The sequence below is a fragment of the Mesorhizobium sp. B1-1-7 genome (assembly GCF_006442705.1).
GTDB lineage: Bacteria > Pseudomonadota > Alphaproteobacteria > Rhizobiales > Rhizobiaceae > Mesorhizobium > Mesorhizobium opportunistum.
Genome location: NZ_VFWQ01000010.1, coordinates 41,688 through 61,272, shown reverse-complemented (window position 1 = coordinate 61,272; position 19,585 = coordinate 41,688). Strand labels below are relative to the sequence as shown.

Here is a 19,585-nt window from a genome sequence, read left to right as displayed (position 1 = left end):
GCCGCATTCACTTCCCATATTCGCGGCGTCGAGACAATCGAAGGGAGCGCGCGTACTTGCTGCGGAATATCGTCGCCCTGCGCCGCGTGCTCTACGACGCGATCGGCCATTTCAACACCGATGACGGCTGGGCGATGGCCAGCCATCTGGCGATCACCTCGCTGATGGCGCTGTTTCCGTTCCTGATCTTCGCCACCACGCTGGGCAGCTTCCTCGGCGCCCAGGCCTTTGCCGACACGGCCGTGCATCTGGTCTTCGACACCTGGCCGGATCAGATCGCCAAGCCGATCGCGCATGAGGTGCTGAACGTGCTGACCGTCAGGCGCACCGACCTGTTGACCTACGGCGTGCTGCTGGCGGCCTATTTCGCCTCGAACGGCATCGAGGCGCTGCGCACGTCGCTCAACCGGGCCTACCGCGTCACGGAGACGCGCGGCATCATTCATCGCCGGGTGCAGAGCATCTTCTTCGTGCTGATCGCCACCGCCGGTTTCCTGGCGATCAGCGTGCTCCTGGTGTTCGCGCCGCTGCTGGCGCGGCTGGCGGAAGCCCATTTCGAGTGGATCAAGCCCTATACCGGCACGATCACGCTATGGCGCTACGTCATCGCCTCAGCCGTCATCATCGGCGGCTTGTTTGCCGTCCACTACTGGCTGCCGGCCGGCAAGCGCCGCTTCGTCTCGCTGGTGCCCGGCATCATCTTCACGTTGGCAGCATGGCTTATCGGCTCGACCATATTCGCCACCTATCTCGACCATTTCTCGTCCTATGTGACGACCTATGCCGGTCTCGCCTCGATCATGATCGCGGTGGTTTTCCTCTACATCGTCTCGGCGATCTTCATCCTCGGTGGCGAGCTCAATGCCGCGATCAGCCGCTATCTGGAGGCACGTGCGCGGGTGGGATGACGGCTGAGGAACTGAGGAATTTAAGAATTGAAGAATTGAAGAAAAAGCGGGCCATATCTGGCGCTGTGTGCTTCTTCCTCAATTCCTCAATTCCTCAATTCCTCAATTCCTCAATTCCTCAATTCCTCAATTCCTCAATTCCTCAATTCCTCAATTCCACAGTTCTTCGCTTCGCCTGCCGAGCGGTTGCCAGGCCGACGCCGAAGGTCGTGATCGCCATGCCGACGATCTGCAGGGCGTTGAGCTGCTCGTCGAAGAGTGCCCAGGCGATGATCGCTGTCACCGCCGGCACCAGGTAGAACAGCGAGGCGACTTTCGACATCTCGCCGTCGCGGATCATCACCATCAGCAGGAAAATGGCGCCGAGCGACAGCACCAGCACCAGCCAGGCCATGGCGAAGGTCAGTTCGCCATTGATGATAACGGTGTGGGTTTCGAAAGCGAGCGCGGCCAGGATCATCAGGCAAGCACCGCCGACATATTGCCACATGGTGGCTGCGACAAGGTCGCCGCCGGAAGCGAAACGCTTCTGCCAGATGGTGCCGGCGCTCATGCCGAGCACCGAGACCAGCGAGGCGATCAACGTCGCCGCCGTCACTCCGCCGCCGAGCGCGCCGAGCTTGGGCCACAGCACGATGACGATGCCGATCAGGCCGATGCCAAGGCCAAGCCAGTGGCGCGGCAGGATGGCCTCGCCGAGGAACTTGCCGGCAAGCACGGCCGTGATCAGCGGCTGCAGGCCGACGATCAGGGCCGAAAAACCGGCCGGCATGCCCCTGTGGATGGCCCAGAAGACGGCGCCGAGATAGACGCCATGCATCAGCACGCCGGCGCCAGTGGCGTGCAACGCCTGCTTGCGGGTGGCTCGTTTCGAGCCCAGCACAAGCGTCAGGACGGCCAGCAGGATCGCGGCTATCACGAACCGTGCGGCAAGGAAGGTAAACGGTTCCGCCCATGGCATGGCGTAGCGGGCGCCGATGAAGCCGGTCGCCCACAAGACGACGAAGGTGGCGGGGATGAACCGCTTGATGCTGTGCATTTTTCCGGAGACCGCCACGCTGGTGAGAATTGACCGTGGCGCTGCTCTAGTCCCGTTCAAGCCGGCGCGCAAAACGAAACGATTGATCCATGCATCACGGGAATTCAAGGGCAGTGCGATTTTCCGGACCAGCCAGAGGTCAAAGCCCCACCATTCGCCTGATATCGTCAGGCGATGCGCCCGCATCGCGCAGCTTGGCAAGGCCAGTGTCTCCAAGGCTCTTCGACAGTTTTCGCCCATCCGGCCCGAGGATGAGCAGGTGGTGGAAATAGGTCGGCTGCGGTAGCCCCAGAAGCTCCTGGAGCAGGCGCTGCACGCCCGTTGCGGAAAACAGGTCCTGGCCGCGCACGACATGGCTGACCCCTTGCAGGGCATCGTCCATGACGACGGCAAGATGGTAGCTGGTCGGGATGTCGCGGCGCGCCACGATCACATCGCCCCAGTCCCACGGGCGGGCGGCGACCGCGCGCGTCGCCGACAGCGTCTCGTCGGTGAATTCGGTCCATGCGAGATCCCTGCCGACACGCGCCATGGCGGCGTCGACATCGAGCCGCCAGGCGAAGGGAGCATTTTCGGCTATGCGCCGCTTGCGTTCCCTGACCGGCAGCGCCTTGTCGGCCGGGGGATAGAGCGGCACGCCGTCAGGGTCGCGCGGCCAGTCGCGCCCGCGCCTTTCGCTGTCGGTGATGAAGGCGCGGATCTCGCCACGGCTCATGAAAGCCGGATAGACGAGTTCCTCGCTCATCAGCCGGTCGAGCACCGTCCCGTACTCGGCAAAATGCCCGGACTGGCGGCGCACCGGCTCCTCCCAGTCGAGACCCAGCCATTTTAGATCGGCCAGCACGCCCGCCTCGAATTGCGGCGTGCAGCGCGTCGTGTCGATATCCTCTATGCGCAGCAGCAGGCGACCGTCATTCGCCTTTGCCAGCTTCTGGTTGAGCAGCGCCGAATACGCATGACCAAGGTGCAGTTCGCCATTGGGGCTGGGCGCGAAGCGGAATGTCAGGAGCGTCATGTCTCAAGCGGCAATCGGGTTGTGCGGCGGTTTTGGCAGTTGCTACCTTGCGGCACATTCGCGGACAAGGATACCATGCAACGCATCGCCACACTCGACGACATCGCCCGCGGGCTCGATGCGCTTTGCGCGATCGACCCGCGCCTGGACAAGGTGCGCGGCATGGCGGGCGAGGTGCCGCTCAGGCTTTCCGAGCCTGGATTCAGGAGTCTGGCCTCGATCATCGTCTCGCAGCAGGTGTCGCGCGCCAGTGCAGACGCGATCTTCGGCCGGCTGACCAGGCTTGTCGACCCGCTGACGCCACAGGCGATCTTGGCCGCCGGCGAGGACATGTTCCGCGAAGCCGGCTTGTCACGGCCCAAGCAGCGCGGCCTGATCGCGGTTGCCCAAGCCGTGGCCGACGGCCTCGACCTTCATCACCTCTGTTCGCTCGACGCGGTCGAGGCCATCACGGCGATGACGGCGGTGCCCGGCATTGGTCCCTGGACGGCGGAAGTCTATCTGTTGTTTGCCGCGGGCCACCCCGATATCTTCCCCGCGCGTGACGTCGCGCTGCAAACGGCGGTCGGTCATGCGCTCGGCATCGACCCGCGTCCACCCGAGAAAGCACTGATCGCATTGGCCGAATCATGGAGCCCGTGGCGAGGTGTCGCATCGCGGCTTTTCTGGTCCTATTATCGCGAAACCAGGGGGCGGGACGCCGCGCCGCCGGCCTGAATCTGCAAAAAAGCGTAAAAATCATGCGTTTTTGACGCTTCGGCAACGCGACAATCCGCTTCACATCCCTGTCATGTCAGGCTTACAGTATCCCCGCCGTTCGGGTCTAGAACCAAGGAGGTAAACACGTGACGGTTGCCGTATCTCCGGATGGGCTTCCAGCACTGGTGCTGAATGCGGATTACCGTCCGCTCAGCTATTACCCCTTGTCGCTCTGGTCCTGGCAGGACGCCATCAAGGCCGTCTTCCTCGACCGGGTGAACATCGTCGCCGAATACGAGCACGCGGTGTCGTCGCCGACCTTCTCGATGAAGCTGCCGAGCGTCGTCAGCCTGAAGGCCTATGTGAAGCCGTCCAGGCATCCGGCCTTCACGCGCTTCAACGTCTTCCTGCGCGACCGCTTCCAATGCCAATATTGCGGCACGCCCGACGACCTGACCTTCGACCACGTCATCCCGCGCCATCGCGGCGGGGCGACGACATGGGAGAATGTGGTCGCCGCCTGTTCGCCCTGCAATCTGAGGAAGGGCGGCATGATGCCGGCGCATGCCAAGATGTGGCCGCTGCAGAAGCCCTACCAGCCGACGGTGCACGATCTGCACAACAACGGCCGCCTGTTCCCGCCCAACCATCTGCATGAAAGCTGGATGGATTATCTATACTGGGACGTCGAACTGGAACCCTGAGATCGTTCGAGAATTCGGGAGGCTGGCCGTCTCACTTATCAGCGCCTTCGCGTTTAAGCACCGGCTTCCCCACTCCGTCGCTTCGCAGCGCCACCTCTCCCCCTCCGGAGGGAGAGGAAGGGAGCCTCCCGGCACAAAAGCTCGCGCCCTTCCTCTACCCCGTCGATCGGGGGAGAGGTGGCTCGGCGAAGCCGAGACGGAGTGGGGGTCGACCTGCTCGGACGTTGAAAGCCGAGCCATGCAATTCAGCCTGCTGAATCTTCGCTCTAACTCTGCGTCGCGCTACTCACGCGAATAGGCTCAGTCGCGGGAAAGTGCGCCGCGGAAGGCGACGGCTGCCAGGACAAGGCTGGCGATGGCGTTCCAGCCGGCCAGCGACAGGCCGAGGATGCGCAGCGCGGCCTTGTCGCAGGAGGGCGGCACGAATTTGTCAAGCGCGTCGAGCACGCCCTTGCCACCAGTGTCGACCGGCCCGGCGTCCGCCGTGCAATCGGTCGGGCCCGCCCACCACTGCCATTCGACGCCGGAGTGGTAGACGCCGAGATAGAGGCCGTAGAGCATCAGCAGACCGCCGATGCCCAGCAGGCCGCGCGTCAGCCATGCGGGTGCGCGCAGCATCGATGCAATCACCGCCAACACCATCAACGGCACGCCGATATAGTAGGGGGTGCGCTGCTCCAGGCAGAGATGGCAGGGGATGTAGCCGCCGATGTACTGGAAGGCGAGCGCCGAGCCGACGGTGGCGGCCATGGCGACAGCGAGAAACAGGGCGGTTCGCGTCCGCTGGCGTCCGGTATCGGCATTCATGATGGCTGTCATTGGGTCTTTCGTCCGCTGAATTCGTCGGGCTATTTCCTTGTCCGTGCCGTTGTCCCAAAGCCGCTATATGGTTTGGGGCGACATGGATCAGAACGCGTATTTGACCAATATATAGAGCAAAATCAGGGCAGCCGCGCCGGCGCCGACAATCAATCCCAGGCGCTTCTCGATGAACTCCCTGATCGGCTCGCCATAGCGGCGCAGCAGCCAGGCGAGCAGCAGGAAACGAGCGCCTCGCGCCAAGATGGCCGAGACGATGAAGACCACAAGATTGATGTGAAGCGCCCCGGCGAGAATAGTGACCACCTTGATCGGCGGCAGGTGCGCAACACCGGACGTGACGAGCAGCACCAGCATCAGCCCGTACCCGGACGACTGCCACTTCTCGAATGTGGCAATGCCGCCGAAGTGCTCCAGGATCGGCCGTGCTATCGTGTCGTAGGCATAGTAGCCGATCAGCCAGCCGGCGATGCCGCCCAGCACGGACGCGGCAGTGGCGGTCAGCGCGTAGCGATAGGCGCGTTCTGGCCGCGCCAACGCCATGGGCAGGAACAGTACGTCCGCCGGGATGAAGAACACAGAACTTTCGACGAAGGCGATGAAGGCCAGCCACCATTCGGCGGATTTGCGGGCAGCCAGGGACAAGGTCCAGTCGTACAGTCCACGAAGCATCGGCACTCCTAATGCATGTCGCCCGCAAGGTGTGTATCGGTTTCGGGACAAAACAGGACCCAAAGCGCGGGGCATCCATCCGTGTTCAGATGGGCATCGCTTTGACACGCCGCCTGTCTAGAAAGATTTTCCGCGCTGCACAATGGCAGCACAGCCACGAAATCGAAAGGCGCAGTTTGGTCGCATCCAGGCGATCCCGAGATTTGGCCAGTTGACGAACAGGCCTCCGACCGTATAGTCCGCGCCCATCCAGGCCGTCCGGCCTGAGCCCCTATGGCGGAATTGGTAGACGCGCTCGACTCAAAATCGAGTTCCGCAAGGAGTGCTGGTTCGATCCCGGCTAGGGGCACCACCCTTCGCTCTTCGAGCTTCGGGTGGCAAGCCACCCTCTTGGAGCTTCGGAGCTCGATGGACGGGAGAGTGTCCTCCGTAGCCTTGGCGAAGGAGGATCACCGACGCCGCAGCAGGCTCTTCATGCGGTTGCGCAGCAGGCGGGCCATGTTGCGGGTTTCACGGTAGAGATGCAGCTGTGAGGCGGCCTGGCGTGCCAGGCGGTCGGCGTCCGGCGTCAGCCCGATCACCAGCGTGCCGATCGGCTTGCGCTCGGTCCACAACCGGCTCATCACCGGATGGTCCGGCACGGCGCAGGAATCGGTCATCATGATGTTGGGATCGTCGAGGTGCTGCTTCGTCACTTCGATCATCAACAGCGTGCCCGGCGAATAGGCGGCCAACGTCTCGTCATAGGCCGTCTTCCAGGTGTAGGCGACGCCGGCTTCGACGAAGACGATCAGGCAGGCGATGGTGCGGCCGTCGAGCGTCAGCGAATGGATGCGGCACATGTCCTGTTCGGCGAGCCGATGCACGGCCTCGCGCGCGAAGGCGGCGCGGAAGCGGTCGATCGCCATGGCGGTGCGCTCGCGGCCCTTCCAGCCGGACGCTTCCAGCGTCAGGAAGCTTTCGATGGCGTGGCGGATCTCTTCGGGGCCGCGCGCCACCCCATGCTCCAGCTTGCCGAGGTCGCCGAGGCGCCGCTTCAGGCGGCGGAATTCGCGGTAATGGTGGGCGCGCAGCGAGGCCTTCAGATAGTCGTCGCCGTCGAGTTCGCTCTCCAGGGCGGGGCGCTGGGTCTGGCCGGTGGTGACCAGCATCAGGCCGCGCGTCTCGGCCACGGTGCCGAGCAGGCTCGCCACCGGACCGTCGAGCCTGATGTCGGGCAGGACGAAGACCTTCGGCAGTTTCAGGTGCGGGCGCGACAGCATCGCGAAGAAATCCTCGACCACGCCGACCGGATCGTCGCGGTCGATCAGCGGCGTGCCGAGCGGACCGAACGGGCTCGACCATGTGCGCATCACAGGCACGCCGAGCGGCACCACCGGGCGTTCCACCGAGAACGGCACCAGGAGGCGCAGCCGGTTGCGGTATTCGTCGCCATCGCGGATCACCGCCAGCCGCACCTCGCGATCCTCCAGCCGGGGCATGGCCGGAGCCAGGAAGCGCGGGTTGAAGAAGACGTTCGGCTCGATCGTGCGGGCGCAGAGATAATCCAGCTCCTCGACCAGGTCGAAGCCGGCCGATGCCGGATAGATGGCGAGCTTGCGCTCGGGCCGGTTGTTGGCGAGGATTTCGATATGGGCAGGGTCGGCGTCGCGCGCCAGCCCGGCAAGGCCGGACACCATGGCGCCGGCCGTACCGCCGCTGGTTTCCTCGAGCAGGGGGACAGCGGCCATCACGTGGCTCCTTGGACTGGCACGAAGATCGCCATGACGATGCCGAGCTTGCGCCAGACCGTGAAAGACAGCGCGCCGGCCTCGAAGATCATGGCGAAGGCGGTGGCCATCGCCGCGCCCCACAGACCGAAGAGCGGGATGAGCACGACGTTGAGGCCGATGTTGAAGGCCAATGTCATGGCATAGACGGCGGCACAGATGTTCTGGTTGCCGCTCATGGTGAGCAGGCTCTCGCATGGGCCGACGGCGGCGCGCGCCACCACGCCGAAGACGAGCAGGAACAACAGCGGATAGCCCGATGTGAATTCGGGGCCGAACAGCACCAGTATCGGTTCGCCCAGCGCCAGCACCAGCAGCGCCATCAAAAGCGACGGCCAGAAGGTCCACGACACCGTCTCGCGGGCGAAGGCTGCAAGCTTTTCCGGCTCGCCATGGGTGAACTGCGCGTAGCGCTGGGCGACGCCGGCCTTGACCGCGAAATAGACGAAATGCACCAGCGCCAGCGTCTTGACCGTGGCGAAATAGACGGCGACGTCGTTGGGATCCATATAGGCGCCGACCATCAGCACGTCGGCGTTGGTGAGCAGGAAGAAGAAGCTTTCGACCAGGAAGATCGGCAGCGAGACGACGAACCATTGCGCGAAATGCACCTTCATCGGCCCGGCGGGGATCTTCCGTTCCATGCGCTGGGTCACGCCGATGAGTTGGGCGAGCGTGGTGACATAGGTGGCGGCGATCGAGGCGAAGATCGCTGTCTTGGCGTCGGGCGCGTAGCCGGCGAAAAGCATCAGCGCCATGAACAGCAGGATCAGAACGGGGCGTATCAGGTAGGTCGGCGACAGGGCGAACAGCGCCCATGAATTGGCGCGCGCCAGCCCTTGCAGCAGGTCCGACAGCGCGATCATCGGCAGGCAGATGACGCCCAGGACGAACGGTATCACGTAGTAGTTCTCGATCCACGGCGCGGCCAGCCAGACGCCAAGCGCGCCGAGCCCGGCGATGATCGTCGAGGCGATCAGCACGAACAGGCGGCTGGCGACGACGATGCCGCGCAGTTCATCCATCAGGCCGCGCTCGCGGTATTCGGGGATGAAGCGGATGACCGAGGTGTGGAAGCCGAGGCAGGCGAGATTGCCGACGATGACCATCGTCACCCAGACGAGGACGAAGATGCCGTATTCGAACGAGCCCATCCAGCGCGCCATCAGCACCTGGCTGACGAAGGCGATGACGGCGCTGACGATGCGGATGGAGAAGGCGATGACCGACATGCGGCCGGCCTCGCCGCGCTCGTCGGCGGTGAACAGCACGGCGTCGATGCGGTCGAGCAACGGCCCCATGCGCAGCGCCAAGCGCTGCGGCAAGAACCGCCCGGCAGTCGTGGCCGCGGAAAAGCGCACCCCGAATTTTCTCCGTTTTCCGCCTCTTTTTCAGGGTTGGGTGTAGCGGAGACACATTAAGAAAACGTGGGCGGGGAGCTTCCTTCGCCCCGTCCCTATACGGGGAGAAGGTGCCGGCAGGCGGATGGGCAGCGCCAGCTTTCGCAGCATCGGGCTGATGCGGGCAGGGCGAGGGAAACTATCCACGGACGAAATGGCTTCGCGGGGACTGCGTCTGACAATCGCAGAGGTCAGCGCCGCCCCTCATCCGCCCTTCGGGCACCTTCTCCCCGTGGAACGGGGAGAAGGAAGAACGCGGCCCTTACGCAAACGCTCCATGACAATGCTTGTACTTCTTCCCCGAGCCGCAGGGGCAGGCTTCGTTGCGGCCGACCTTGCCCCAGGTGGCCTGGTTGTTCGGATCACGGTCCTCAGGGGCGACGATGGCGTTTTGCTCCTGGCGCACCAGGAGGGCGGTCTCGCCGTCGCCGAAATCATTCTCGCCGGTGGTGCCGTCGATATGGCTGCCGAACATGTCGGGCGCTTCCGGAGGCGGTGCTTCGGCGGCCTGGCGGACCAGTTCGACGCGCATCAGCTGCGCGGTGACGGCCTGGCGCAGATTGCCCAGCATCGCCTGGAACAGCTCGAAGGCCTCGCTCTTGTACTCCTGCAGCGGATCGCGCTGGGCGTAGCCGCGGAAGCCGACGACGGAGCGCAGATGGTCGAGGTTGACGATGTGCTCGCGCCACAGATGGTCGAGCGTCTGCAGCACGACCGAGCGCTCGACATAGTTCATCACCTCGGGGCCGAAGCGCTCGGCGCGTTCCTTGGCGGCGGCCTCGGCGGCTTGCGTGATGCGCTCGCGGATGTCGTCCTCGGCGATGCCCTCTTCCTTTGCCCAGTCCTCGATCGGCAGGTCGAGATTGAGGAATTCGGCGACTTCGGCCTTCAGGCCGGCAACGTCCCATTGCTCGGCATAGGCGTTTTCGGGGATGGCCTTGGCGACGATCTCTTCGATGACGCCCTCGCGCATCTCGGCGATGGTTTCCGACAGGCCTTCGCCGTCCATCAGTTCGATGCGCTGCTCGAACACGACCTTGCGCTGGTCGTTGGAGACGTCGTCATATTTCAACAGGTTCTTGCGGATGTCGAAGTTGCGTGCCTCGACCTTCTTCTGCGCCTTCTCCAGCGCCTTGTTGATCCAGGGATGGATGATCGCCTCGTCTTCCTTGAGGCCGAGCTTCTGCAGCATGCCGTCCATGCGCTCGGAGCCGAAGATGCGCATCAGGTCGTCCTGCAGCGACAGGAAGAATTTCGAGCGGCCGGGGTCGCCCTGGCGGCCTGAGCGGCCACGAAGCTGGTTGTCGATGCGGCGCGATTCATGGCGTTCGGTGGCCAGCACGTAGAGGCCGCCGGCGGCCAGCGCCTTCTCCTTCAGCCGCTCGACATCGGCGTTGATCTCTTTTTCCCGCGCCTCGCGCTCGGGGCCTTCAGGCATGTCGCCAAGTTCCTCGGCGATGCGCATCTCGGCATTGCCGCCGAGCTTGATGTCGGTGCCGCGGCCGGCCATGTTGGTGGCGATGGTGATGGCGCCGGGTTTGCCGGCCTGGGCGACGATGGCCGCCTCGCGCTCATGGTGGCGGGCGTTCAGCACCTCGAAGTCCTTGAAGCCTTCCTTGCGCAGGCGCTCGGCCAGCTGCTCGGACTTCTCGATCGAGGTCGTGCCGACCAGCGTCGGCTGGCCCTTAGCGCTGGCCTCGCGGATCTCCTTGACGATCGCCTTGTACTTCTCCTCGACCGTCCGGTAGACCTCGTCGTCCTCGTCTATGCGGATGACCGGCAAATTGGTCGGGATTTCGGTGACTTCCAGGCCGTAGATGTTGCCGAATTCCTCGGCCTCGGTCAGCGCCGTACCGGTCATGCCGGAAAGCTTCTTGTAGAGGCGGAAGTAGTTCTGGAAGGTGACCGAGGCCAGCGTCTGGTTCTCCGGCTGGATCGCCACATGCTCCTTGGCTTCCAGCGCCTGGTGCAGGCCTTCCGAATAACGGCGGCCCGGCATCATGCGGCCGGTGAACTCGTCGATGATGACGATCTCGCCGTTGCGCACGATGTAGTCCTTGTCGCGCTGGAACAGGCGGTGCGCCTTCAGCGCGTTGTTGACGTGGTGGACGATGGCGACGTTCTCGACGTCGTAGAGCGACTCGCCCTTCAAAAGGTCGGCGTCGCGCAGCAGGTTCTCCAGCTTCTCGGTGCCTTCCTCGGTGAAGATCGAGGTCTTCTGCTTCTCGTCGATCTCATAATCCTGCGGCTGCAGCTGGATGATGAAGGTGTCGATGGTGTTGTACATTTCCGAACGGTCCTCGAGCGGACCGGAAATGATCAGCGGCGTGCGCGCCTCGTCGACCAGGATCGAATCGACTTCGTCGACGATCGCGTAATTGTGACCGCGCTGCACCATCTGGGCGCGCTCGTATTTCATGTTGTCGCGCAGATAGTCGAAGCCGAGTTCGTTGTTGGTGGCGTAGGTGACGTCGGACGCGTAGGCGACGCGGCGCTCTTCGTCCGACAGGCCGTGGACGATGACGCCGACCGAGAGGCCGAGGAATTTGTAGACCCGGCCCATCCATTCGGAGTCACGGGTGGCAAGATAGTCGTTGACGGTAACGACATGGACGCCGTTGCCGGCGAGTGCGTTGAGGTAGACCGGCAGCGTCGCGACCAGCGTCTTGCCCTCGCCGGTGCGCATCTCGGCGATGCCGCCATTGTGCAGCACCATGCCGCCGATCAGCTGGACGTCGAAGGGGCGCATGCCGAGCACGCGGCGCGCCGCTTCGCGGGCGGTGGCGAAGGCCGGGACCAGAAGGTCGTCAAGGCTGGCGCCATTGGCGATATCCTGGCGGAACTTTGCCGTGCGGCCGGCAAGCTCGGCGTCGGAAAGAGCCCGCATCTCGTTTTCCATGGCGTTGATCGCCTCGACGCGGGGCCGGGTCGATTTGACCCGACGGTCGTTGGAGGAACCGAAAACCTTACGGGCGAGACCGCCGAGACTGACCATCCAATGGTCCTTTCGATAGAATTCTCAATCTTGAGACAGGCGCCGGCCGGCCCCATCAAATCCGCGTGAACGCACCGCTTGAATGCGGGCAAACACAAAAAGCGCCCGGAAAACGGTTCTGGACGCCAAGTCGTTGGACAGATAAGAGGGGGCTCAACTGATGTCAACGCCGCGCTGGCCCTGCCGGTCGCGCCAAATTCCGCCACAATCTGGCTGATCTGGAAGCCGTCCCTCCTTACAATCCTCCACCGGAGTCATCCTTATGTCCTTGTTGTTCCGCCGTGCGTCGCTTGCCAGCCTTGGTCTGGCTTTCGGGCTGTCGGCTCTTAGCCTGTCGCCGCTGATGGCGCAGGAGACCGCTCCGGCTCCCGCGCCGGCCGATGCGGCAGCTCCAGCACCCGCGGCGGCGCCGGTCGACCCGAATGCCGTGGTCGCCACCGTCAACGGCCAGCCCTTGACCGAAGCCGACCTCATGCTTGCCGAAGGCGAGCTGTCGCAGCAGTTCGCGCAGCTGCCGCCCGAACAGCGCCGCGCCGCGGCACTTTCGGCGGCCATCGAGATCCGCGTCATGGCCGCCCAGGCCGTCACCACCGGTCTCGACAAGGATCCCGACTTCCAGCGCCGCATGGCCTTCCTGCAGCAGCGCGCGCTGCATGGCGAGATGGTCGAGAAGGGCGTCGTTGCCAAGGTCACCGATGCCGAAGTCCGCGCCCGCTACGACCAGGAGATCGCCAACACGCCGCCGGTCAACGAGGTGCATGCCCGTCACATCCTCGTGAAGACGAAGGAAGAGGCAGAGGCGATCATCAAGCAGCTCGATGGCGGCGCCGACTTCCAGAAGCTCGCCAACGAGCACACCAGCGATCCCTCGGGCAAGACCAGCGGCGGCGACCTCGGCTGGTTCGGACCTGGCCAGATGGTGCCGGAATTCGACAAGGCTGCCTTCGCGCTCGAGGTCGGCAAATACACCGAACAGCCGGTGCAGTCGCAGTTCGGCTGGCACGTCATCAAGCTCGAAGACAAGCGCACCAAGCAGCCGCCGGCCTTCGACGACGTCAAGGACCAGGCCAAGCAGGCGGTCATCCGCGACAAGTATTTCGCCCTGGTCAAGTCGCTGCGCGCCGGAGCCAAGGTCGAGATCCCCGATGTCAAGCTGAAGCAGGCCGTCGATACGATGGAAGCCGGCAAGTAAGCCTGAACGAGGTTTCAAAGGGGCGCGGCAGCCAAGGGTTGCCGCGCCCTTTTTCTAGCCGCCGCTATCTGCCTGATGCCGCTATGCCTTGCAGGAGATAGTGGACCACCTTGCGTATCGTCGCCTCGGGCTCATCGAGCCGGTTGGTCAGGAGATGCCGCCAGGCATAGGAAGCGACGAGGTCGGCGACCACGCCCGGATCGATATCGGCCGCGACCTCCGCCCTGGCCTTGGCGCGCTCGATGATCTGCGCGGTATGGGCGCGGCGTCCGCTGGCATAGCTGGCAAGGGCTGTCGCCGCGGTTTCGTCCGTCTGCGCCTCGGCGATCAGCGACCTGAACACGCTGCCCGACGATGTCTCGCGCCAATGGGCGAAGAGGTTCTCCAGGAAGCCGACAAGATCCTCCTCCAGTTTTCCGGTATCGGGCACATCGACGCGTTTCTGGCGCTGGTAGACTTCGAGCAGCAATGCCGCCTTGCTCGGCCACCAGCGGTAGATGGTCGGCTTGCCGGCACGGGCGCGGCGCGCCACGGCTTCGATCGAGAAACCGGCATAGCCGGCCTCGACCAGCACGGCTTCGGCGGCTTCCAGAATGGCTTCGGCGCTGTCGGGATTGCGCCTGGCGCCAATCGATTTGCGTGCCGGATCCGCGTCCTCGGCCATTCCCGTCGTCCTCGCCAACACTTTCGCGGCAATCATAGGTGAGCACGCGATGAAACGAAACGGGCCGTTTTTCAACGAATCAGGCGAAGCCGCAGGGCGATCGTCCCGCCGTTCATTGCACCGCTTGAGAGGTTTCCGACTCGATGCGCCACCCGTCCTCGGCCTTGACCAGCCCGAGCGTGATGCGCGCCTTGCCGGTCAGCCGTGCCGCCGACTTGTCCTTCGGCACATAGTCGTAGCGCATGGCGAAAGCGGCATCGGCGCGATCCTCCCCATGCGGCGTGATCTCCAGGCTGCCGGATTCCAGGCCAAGCGACCACGAAGCCCATTGCGCAAACCAGTCGGCCTTCATCTTGAGGATGGCGGCGGCGTCGTAGCGTGTGCCGAAAATGGAGGCGGACGAACCGTAGAGCCGCTGGACGGTGTCGGCCATCGCCCTGGTGTCCGGCGCCAGATAATCCTGGCGCAGGAATTTTTCGATCGAGGCTTTGTCGTCGCCCACGGAGCGCTCGAGTGCAGCGACCTGCGGGGCTGGCGCGGGCGCCGCCGCCACCTTGGGCGACAGCACCGGCCCGCCGCCCGGCACGAACTCGAAGCGTTCGAGCAGCGAACCCTGTTCCCATGGTCGCTGGGCCTCGCGCGTTTGCGAGACCACGTCGCGGCGCACCGCGATCATCATGTCGTTGATGCTCTGGCCGGGCTCGGCGATGTGCCGCAGCAAGGCGGCGGCGAAGGGCGAGTTGCGCCCGGTACCGTCCATGGCGACCGCACCCGGCGCCGTCGAGAAGGCGATGAAGGAGCCGCGCGTCGAATCGAATTGCGCCAGCCCTGCCAGCGCGGTCGCCGAGCGGGTTGTGGCGCTGCGGCTCAGGCTGCGGGCAAACGGATTGTTGCGGCAGGCATCGAGAAACACCAGGCTGACCTTGGTCTGCTGTTCCATGATGTCGAGGACTTCGTCGATCGGCACCGCTTCGAGCTGGAGCTTCACCGGCATGTCGAGCCTGGCGTCGACCGGCACCACGTAATTGCGGCCGTCGACCTGCAGGCCATGGCCGGCATAGTAGAAAAGCCCGGCGCCGGCGCCCTGCAGGGCATCCGAGAACTCGCCGATCTTGCGTTCGAGCTCGCGCTTGCCGAGATCGTTGCCTTCGATGACCTCGAAGCCGATCGAGCGCAGCTTATCGGCGATATCGAGTGCGTCGTTCACCGGATTGGCGAGCGTGCCGGCTTCGGCATAGGTGCCGTTGCCGATGACGAGCGCGACGCGCCGCTGCGGCTCAGCGTCGGCGCTCAGCAGCAAAAGTCCCAGAAACGCCCAAGCGAGGATCGCAAGCCTGCCCATGGGAAGCGATGATAGCGCCACAGTGCCCGGCGATGCCAACAGATTTGAAACGCAAGCTTGATCCGCGGTGGTTTCGCGCCCGGCAGACGCGGCGAAAACGCCCTTGCGCAGGGGCTCCGTATCGGGCAAACCGGCCTTCCCTTTGCGATTTTCCCGCCCGAGGTCCCCATGTCCACGACGATTTCGCCGCTCGCGCCGAAGAAATACCCCAAGATGCCTGTTGTCGAAGGCGTGCGCATCGCCACCGCCGAAGCGGGGATAAAGTACAAGAACCGCACCGACCTCCTGGCCATGGTCTTCGACGCGGGCACCACGGTCGCGGGCGTGTTCACGAAGTCGAAGTGCCCCTCGGCGCCGGTCGATTTCTGCCGGCAGAACCTTGGCGCCGGCAAGGCCCGGGTGCTGGTCGTCAATTCCGGCAACGCCAATGCCTTCACCGGCAAGAAGGGCCGCGAGTCCACCGCGCTGACAGGCGAGGCGGCGGCCAAGGCGGCCGGCTGCACGGCGGGAGAGGTCTTCCTGGCGTCGACCGGTGTCATCGGCGAACCGCTCGACACCACGAAATTCAGCCATCTGCTGGCCGGCCTGGTCAGCAACGGCAAGCCGGATCTGTGGACCGAGGCGGCCAAGGCCATCATGACCACGGACACCTATCCGAAAGTGGCGACGCAGACCGTCAAGCTCGGCGACATCGATGTCACCATCAACGGCATTTCCAAGGGCGCCGGCATGATCGCGCCGGACATGGCGACGATGCTGTCCTTCGTCGCCACCGATGCGCCGATAGCGGCTCCCGTGCTGCAGGATCTTTTGTCGCGCGGCACCGCCAAGACCTTCAACGCCGTCACCGTCGACAGCGACACCTCGACCAGCGACACGCTGCTGATCTTTGCCACCGGCAAGGCCGCCCAACGCGGCGCGCCTGAAATCACCGATCCCAGGGATGCCCGTCTCGGCGCGTTCCGCCGGGCGCTCGGCAAGGTGCTGAAGTCGCTGGCGCTGCAGGTGGTGCGTGACGGCGAGGGCGCCCGCAAGCAGGTCGAGGTCACCGTCACCGGCGCGAAATCGGCGCGCTCGGCCAAGCGCATCGCGCTGTCCATCGCCAATTCGCCGCTGGTCAAGACGGCGGTTGCCGGCGAGGATGCCAATTGGGGCCGCGTCGTCATGGCCGTCGGCAAGGCCGGCGAGCCAGCCGATCGCGACAGGCTATCGATCTGGTTCGGCGACAACCGGCTGGCATATGAGGGCGAACGCGATGCGGCCTATTCGGAAGAGAAGACTTCGGCTTACATGAAGCGCGACGACATCTGCATCCGCGCCGACATCGGCATAGGCCGCGGCAAGGCGACGGTGTGGACCTGTGATCTCACCAAGGAATATGTCGCCATCAACGGCGATTACAGGAGCTGATCGCCTTGGTTTCGCGCCATCCGGCAAGCATGCTCGCAACCGTGCGCCGCTACGAGGCGGCCGGCTTTCGCGCCTGGCCGGCGGCCGCGGTCCATTATGACGGCACCTGGGTGGTGCGGCTGACCGCCGGCCATCCGGCCAAGCGCCTGAATTCGGTCAATCCGCTCGATCCCGGCGACACGCAGCACATGGCCGACCGCATCGGCCGCGCCAGCCGCCGTTTCGACGCCTATGGCCGGCCGCTGACCTTCCGCATGTCGCCGCTGTCGGGGCCTGATCTGGCCAGTCATCTCGACAAGGAGGGCTGGAACCGGTTCGACGAATCCCTGGTCATGCGGCTGCCGCTGGCGGCCGCGCAGCTCGACACCGCCATGGACCAGATACCGCTCAAGGACATCAGCCGCTTCATAGGCGCCTCACTCAAGGTCAGCGGTTCGGATGTTTCGTTGCGGCCCGGCCTGTCGGAGATCATCGGCGCCATCCAGCCCGAAGCCGGGCTGTTCGCGCTCGAAGACGGCGCAGAACCGCTGGCGACGCTGATCTGCGTGCATGACGGCGATCTTGCCGGGCTGTTCGAGGTGGCGACCGACAGGTCCGCGCGCAACAAGGGCCATGGCCGCAACCTGATCCTGTCGGCGCTGAAATGGGCACGGCTGCGCGGCGCGCGGGAGGCCTGGCTGCAGGTCGAGGCCGGCAACCTGCCGGCGCTGGCGCTCTATCATTCGCTCGGTTTCGAGGAAGTCTATCGCTACCACTACCGCCGGCCGCCCGGTCATGAGTGACGTCGGGCATGAATGAGCTGGTGAATACATGAATGATCTAGCAAGTACGGGCAAGCGCCTGCTGCTGGTCGCGGCCTGCGCGCTGGTCGATGCCGACGGCCGCGTGCTGCTGGCGCAGCGACCGCCAGGCAAGCAGCTTGCCGGCCTGTGGGAATTCCCCGGCGGCAAGGTCGAGCCCGGCGAGACGCCGGAACAATGCCTCATTCGCGAACTGCAGGAGGAGATCGGCATCGAGACCGAGATCCCATGTCTGGCGCCACTCACCTTCGCCAGCCATTCCTATGACGACTTCCATCTTCTGATGCCGCTGTTCATCTGCCGCCGTTTCCGCGGCATTGCCCAGCCCAGGGAAGGGCAGGCGCTGAAATGGGTGCGGCCCAAGCAGATGCGCGACTATCCGATGCCTCCGGCCGATGCTCCGCTGATCCCGTTCCTCATCGATCTCCTGTGAGCGGGGCAAAACCACCTGCCGCCGGTGGCCGAGCCGGATCCACGGTATCGGGTCGTATCAGCCAGCGTTAATGGAAGATTTATCTCATCATGAAAAATTGATGCATGGCCGTGTTGTCGCGGCCGTGCCGCCGATTCGCTGGGGAGCGACAGCATGAGCCTAGACAGGGATTGGGACTCGATCCGGCCCGACCGCAGCTTTCGTGTCGCCGACGCCGGCATGGGGGTGCTGCGCATCACCCTGCTGTTCGGCTCGGCCGCGGTGGCACTGGCGCTGATCGCGACACCTTTCCTCGACAGCCGGACGCGCTCGCAATCGGTTCGTGACGATTTTTCCGGTGGTCTCGACATGGCGGCCACGGGTTCGGTCAGTCATCGCAGCATCTATACGGTGCGTCGCAGCGTGCTGCAGGCTCAGCCAGGTTCAGTCTGCATCATCCGGTCCGACGGCAGGAGCAGCGGCGACTGCTGATATGGTTAAGAGATTTTCCAGAGGGCGGTGATTTCACCGCCCGTTAAGCCTTTGCCGTTAACCTTTCTTAACAGATCGGCGGTAGGGTTCCGGCAACGGGGACCGAGGCGATGAAAACAGTGCTGCTGCGTTTTCTGACGGATGAGACCGGCGCCACTGCCGTCGAATACGCCTTGATTGTCTGCGTGCTGTCGCTGACCATCATCGGCGGCATCAGCCAGGTCTTCAACTCGATCACCTGGCTGTTCAGCGACAATGGCAGCAGGCTTGCCAACGCTTTCGCGCATTGATCTTGGCGCGCATTGACCTTGGCGCGCATTGATCCTGGCTTGTCCGCGTACAGCTCAATGCTTTTCAGGCCCCTCCAGCACAGTCTTCAGCGAGACCTTTGCCGAACCAGGCTTCAGCGGTTTTTGCTGCGACGCATCGGGCGCCCAGCCGGACATCCAGACGATCGAGAAGCTCGCCCTTACCCGGCCATCAGGGTCGGAAAACCGCTCGGCATAGATTTCCGCGGCACGCGCAAACAGCGCGCGTGAACCCGGCCGCCGGGTGCGGTCGGCAAGCGCGCTGGTTTCGCCCATGGCGCGCAAATCGGCCATCAGGGCAAACAGGTTGGCATAGCGCACCGTCACGGTTTCGACATCGGCGACCGGCAGGGCGAGACCGGCCCGCTGCAAAAGCGCGCCGGCATCGCGCACGTCGGTGAACGGGATGACGCGCGGGCTGGCGCCGCCGTAAAGCTCGGTCTCGGCCGCAAGCAGGCTTTCGCGCAATTCGCCGAGCGTGCCGGCGCCCGCGAAGGCGCCGAGGAAAAGCCCGTCCGGCCGCAGCGCGCGGCGGATCTGGATCAGCATGCCTGGAATGTCGTTCATCGCCTGCAGCGACAGAAGCGACACCGCCAGATCGAGGCTTTCCGGCTCGAACGGCACGGTTTCCAGCGGTGCGATCATGCCTGCGGCACCGTCCAGGAAAGCCGCGTCCGTCTCGACGCGGACGATCTCCGTCACCTTGCCGCTCGCGGCCAGGACGTTGGCCGCGGCTGGCGTCTGGCAAAACAGCACCGCGGCCTTGCCGAACCTGCGTTCGACGGCACCCAGCCGGTCGGCAAGATCCTCGGCGGTGCGGTTCATGAGGAAATCGGCACCGTCAACCGGAGCGTCAAGCGCGCGCCGCTTGTGCGCCAGCCACAGAGAGGTATCCATTATCGGCTGCAACGGGCGGATCCTTGTTTGTCCGCGCCCTGATATACC

The 19,585-nt window shown here is 64.4% G+C and carries 19 protein-coding genes and 1 tRNA gene; 10 read left to right on the top strand and 10 right to left on the bottom strand.

Going from position 1 to position 19,585, the window contains the following annotated elements:
- Positions 1 to 56: 56 nt before the first annotated feature.
- Entirely contained in the window at positions 57 to 908 is an 852-nt protein-coding gene (locus tag FJ978_RS18285) for a YihY/virulence factor BrkB family protein (RefSeq protein ID WP_140573183.1), read from the top strand.
- A gap of 142 nt (positions 909 to 1,050) precedes the next feature.
- Here the strand turns inward: FJ978_RS18285 and FJ978_RS18280 are convergent, their stop codons facing one another.
- Both FJ978_RS18280 and gluQRS read right to left on the bottom strand, forming a co-directional pair.
- On the bottom strand, positions 1,051 to 1,947 hold the full coding sequence (locus FJ978_RS18280) for a DMT family transporter (protein ID WP_140573182.1): 897 nt from the start codon (positions 1,945 to 1,947) through the stop codon (positions 1,051 to 1,053).
- A gap of 139 nt (positions 1,948 to 2,086) precedes the next feature.
- Positions 2,087 to 2,962 (bottom strand): tRNA glutamyl-Q(34) synthetase GluQRS, encoded by an 876-nt coding sequence (gluQRS, locus tag FJ978_RS18275; RefSeq protein ID WP_140573181.1) that lies wholly within the window; start codon positions 2,960 to 2,962, stop codon positions 2,087 to 2,089.
- 75 nt (positions 2,963 to 3,037) lie between these two features.
- On the opposite strand from gluQRS, the gene FJ978_RS18270 reads away from it, so the two are divergent.
- Both FJ978_RS18270 and FJ978_RS18265 read left to right on the top strand, forming a co-directional pair.
- Complete coding sequence (locus FJ978_RS18270; RefSeq protein WP_140573180.1) at positions 3,038 to 3,679, top strand: DNA-3-methyladenine glycosylase; 642 nt, start codon at positions 3,038 to 3,040, stop codon at positions 3,677 to 3,679.
- A gap of 128 nt (positions 3,680 to 3,807) precedes the next feature.
- The gene (locus tag FJ978_RS18265; RefSeq protein ID WP_010911702.1) at positions 3,808 to 4,365 is read left to right on the top strand and encodes an HNH endonuclease; all 558 of its coding nucleotides are present in this window, start codon (positions 3,808 to 3,810) and stop codon (positions 4,363 to 4,365) included.
- A gap of 300 nt (positions 4,366 to 4,665) precedes the next feature.
- Here the strand turns inward: FJ978_RS18265 and FJ978_RS18260 are convergent, their stop codons facing one another.
- Both FJ978_RS18260 and FJ978_RS18255 read right to left on the bottom strand, forming a co-directional pair.
- Positions 4,666 to 5,184, bottom strand: coding sequence for a disulfide bond formation protein B (locus FJ978_RS18260; protein WP_140573179.1), 519 nt, complete (start codon positions 5,182 to 5,184; stop codon positions 4,666 to 4,668).
- Between the two features lie 87 nt (positions 5,185 to 5,271).
- On the bottom strand, positions 5,272 to 5,856 hold the full coding sequence (locus FJ978_RS18255) for a YqaA family protein (RefSeq protein WP_140573178.1): 585 nt from the start codon (positions 5,854 to 5,856) through the stop codon (positions 5,272 to 5,274).
- Between the two features lie 267 nt (positions 5,857 to 6,123).
- Between FJ978_RS18255 and FJ978_RS18250 the strand changes: the two genes are divergently transcribed.
- A tRNA-Leu gene (locus tag FJ978_RS18250) sits at positions 6,124 to 6,208 on the top strand.
- Positions 6,209 to 6,305: 97 nt separating this feature from the next.
- Here FJ978_RS18250 and FJ978_RS18245 read toward each other — a convergent pair.
- The 3 genes from FJ978_RS18245 to secA form a co-directional block, all read right to left on the bottom strand.
- Positions 6,306 to 7,586: a GNAT family N-acetyltransferase gene (locus tag FJ978_RS18245; RefSeq protein ID WP_140573177.1), complete on the bottom strand. Its 1,281-nt coding sequence runs from the start codon at positions 7,584 to 7,586 to the stop codon at positions 6,306 to 6,308.
- Positions 7,586 to 8,986: a lipopolysaccharide biosynthesis protein gene (locus tag FJ978_RS18240; protein WP_140573176.1), complete on the bottom strand. Its 1,401-nt coding sequence runs from the start codon at positions 8,984 to 8,986 to the stop codon at positions 7,586 to 7,588. The genes FJ978_RS18245 and FJ978_RS18240 overlap by 1 nt, the downstream gene beginning before the upstream one ends.
- Before the next feature lie 301 nt (positions 8,987 to 9,287).
- Positions 9,288 to 12,020, bottom strand: coding sequence for a preprotein translocase subunit SecA (gene secA / locus FJ978_RS18235; protein ID WP_140573175.1), 2,733 nt, complete (start codon positions 12,018 to 12,020; stop codon positions 9,288 to 9,290).
- A gap of 262 nt (positions 12,021 to 12,282) precedes the next feature.
- Here secA and FJ978_RS18230 point away from each other — a divergent pair, with 262 nt between their 5' ends.
- Entirely contained in the window at positions 12,283 to 13,212 is a 930-nt protein-coding gene (locus FJ978_RS18230; RefSeq protein WP_140573174.1) for a peptidylprolyl isomerase, read from the top strand.
- A gap of 64 nt (positions 13,213 to 13,276) precedes the next feature.
- On the opposite strand, the gene FJ978_RS18225 is transcribed toward FJ978_RS18230, so the two are convergent.
- Positions 13,277 to 13,876: a TetR/AcrR family transcriptional regulator gene (locus tag FJ978_RS18225; RefSeq protein WP_140573173.1), complete on the bottom strand. Its 600-nt coding sequence runs from the start codon at positions 13,874 to 13,876 to the stop codon at positions 13,277 to 13,279.
- Between the two features lie 112 nt (positions 13,877 to 13,988).
- Positions 13,989 to 15,218 carry a caspase domain-containing protein gene (locus FJ978_RS18220; RefSeq protein ID WP_140573172.1) on the bottom strand — a complete coding sequence of 410 codons (1,230 nt, stop codon included), beginning with the start codon at positions 15,216 to 15,218 and terminating at the stop codon, positions 13,989 to 13,991.
- A gap of 168 nt (positions 15,219 to 15,386) precedes the next feature.
- Between FJ978_RS18220 and argJ the strand changes: the two genes are divergently transcribed.
- From argJ to FJ978_RS18195, 5 genes are all read left to right on the top strand, one after another.
- Positions 15,387 to 16,628, top strand: coding sequence for a bifunctional glutamate N-acetyltransferase/amino-acid acetyltransferase ArgJ (argJ, locus tag FJ978_RS18215; RefSeq protein ID WP_140573171.1), 1,242 nt, complete (start codon positions 15,387 to 15,389; stop codon positions 16,626 to 16,628).
- Between the two features lie 29 nt (positions 16,629 to 16,657).
- Positions 16,658 to 17,410, top strand: coding sequence for a GNAT family N-acetyltransferase (locus FJ978_RS18210; protein ID WP_140573343.1), 753 nt, complete (start codon positions 16,658 to 16,660; stop codon positions 17,408 to 17,410).
- A gap of 28 nt (positions 17,411 to 17,438) precedes the next feature.
- Positions 17,439 to 17,861 (top strand): (deoxy)nucleoside triphosphate pyrophosphohydrolase, encoded by a 423-nt coding sequence (locus tag FJ978_RS18205; protein WP_013892856.1) that lies wholly within the window; start codon positions 17,439 to 17,441, stop codon positions 17,859 to 17,861.
- A 153-nt stretch (positions 17,862 to 18,014) separates the two neighbouring features.
- Complete coding sequence (locus FJ978_RS18200; protein ID WP_140573170.1) at positions 18,015 to 18,332, top strand: hypothetical protein; 318 nt, start codon at positions 18,015 to 18,017, stop codon at positions 18,330 to 18,332.
- A 110-nt stretch (positions 18,333 to 18,442) separates the two neighbouring features.
- Positions 18,443 to 18,622, top strand: coding sequence for a Flp family type IVb pilin (locus FJ978_RS18195; RefSeq protein WP_013892858.1), 180 nt, complete (start codon positions 18,443 to 18,445; stop codon positions 18,620 to 18,622).
- 54 nt (positions 18,623 to 18,676) lie between these two features.
- Here FJ978_RS18195 and FJ978_RS18190 read toward each other — a convergent pair whose 3' ends face one another.
- Positions 18,677 to 19,549 carry a methyltransferase domain-containing protein gene (locus FJ978_RS18190; RefSeq protein ID WP_140573169.1) on the bottom strand — a complete coding sequence of 291 codons (873 nt, stop codon included), beginning with the start codon at positions 19,547 to 19,549 and terminating at the stop codon, positions 18,677 to 18,679.
- Positions 19,550 to 19,585: the final 36 nt, after the last annotated feature.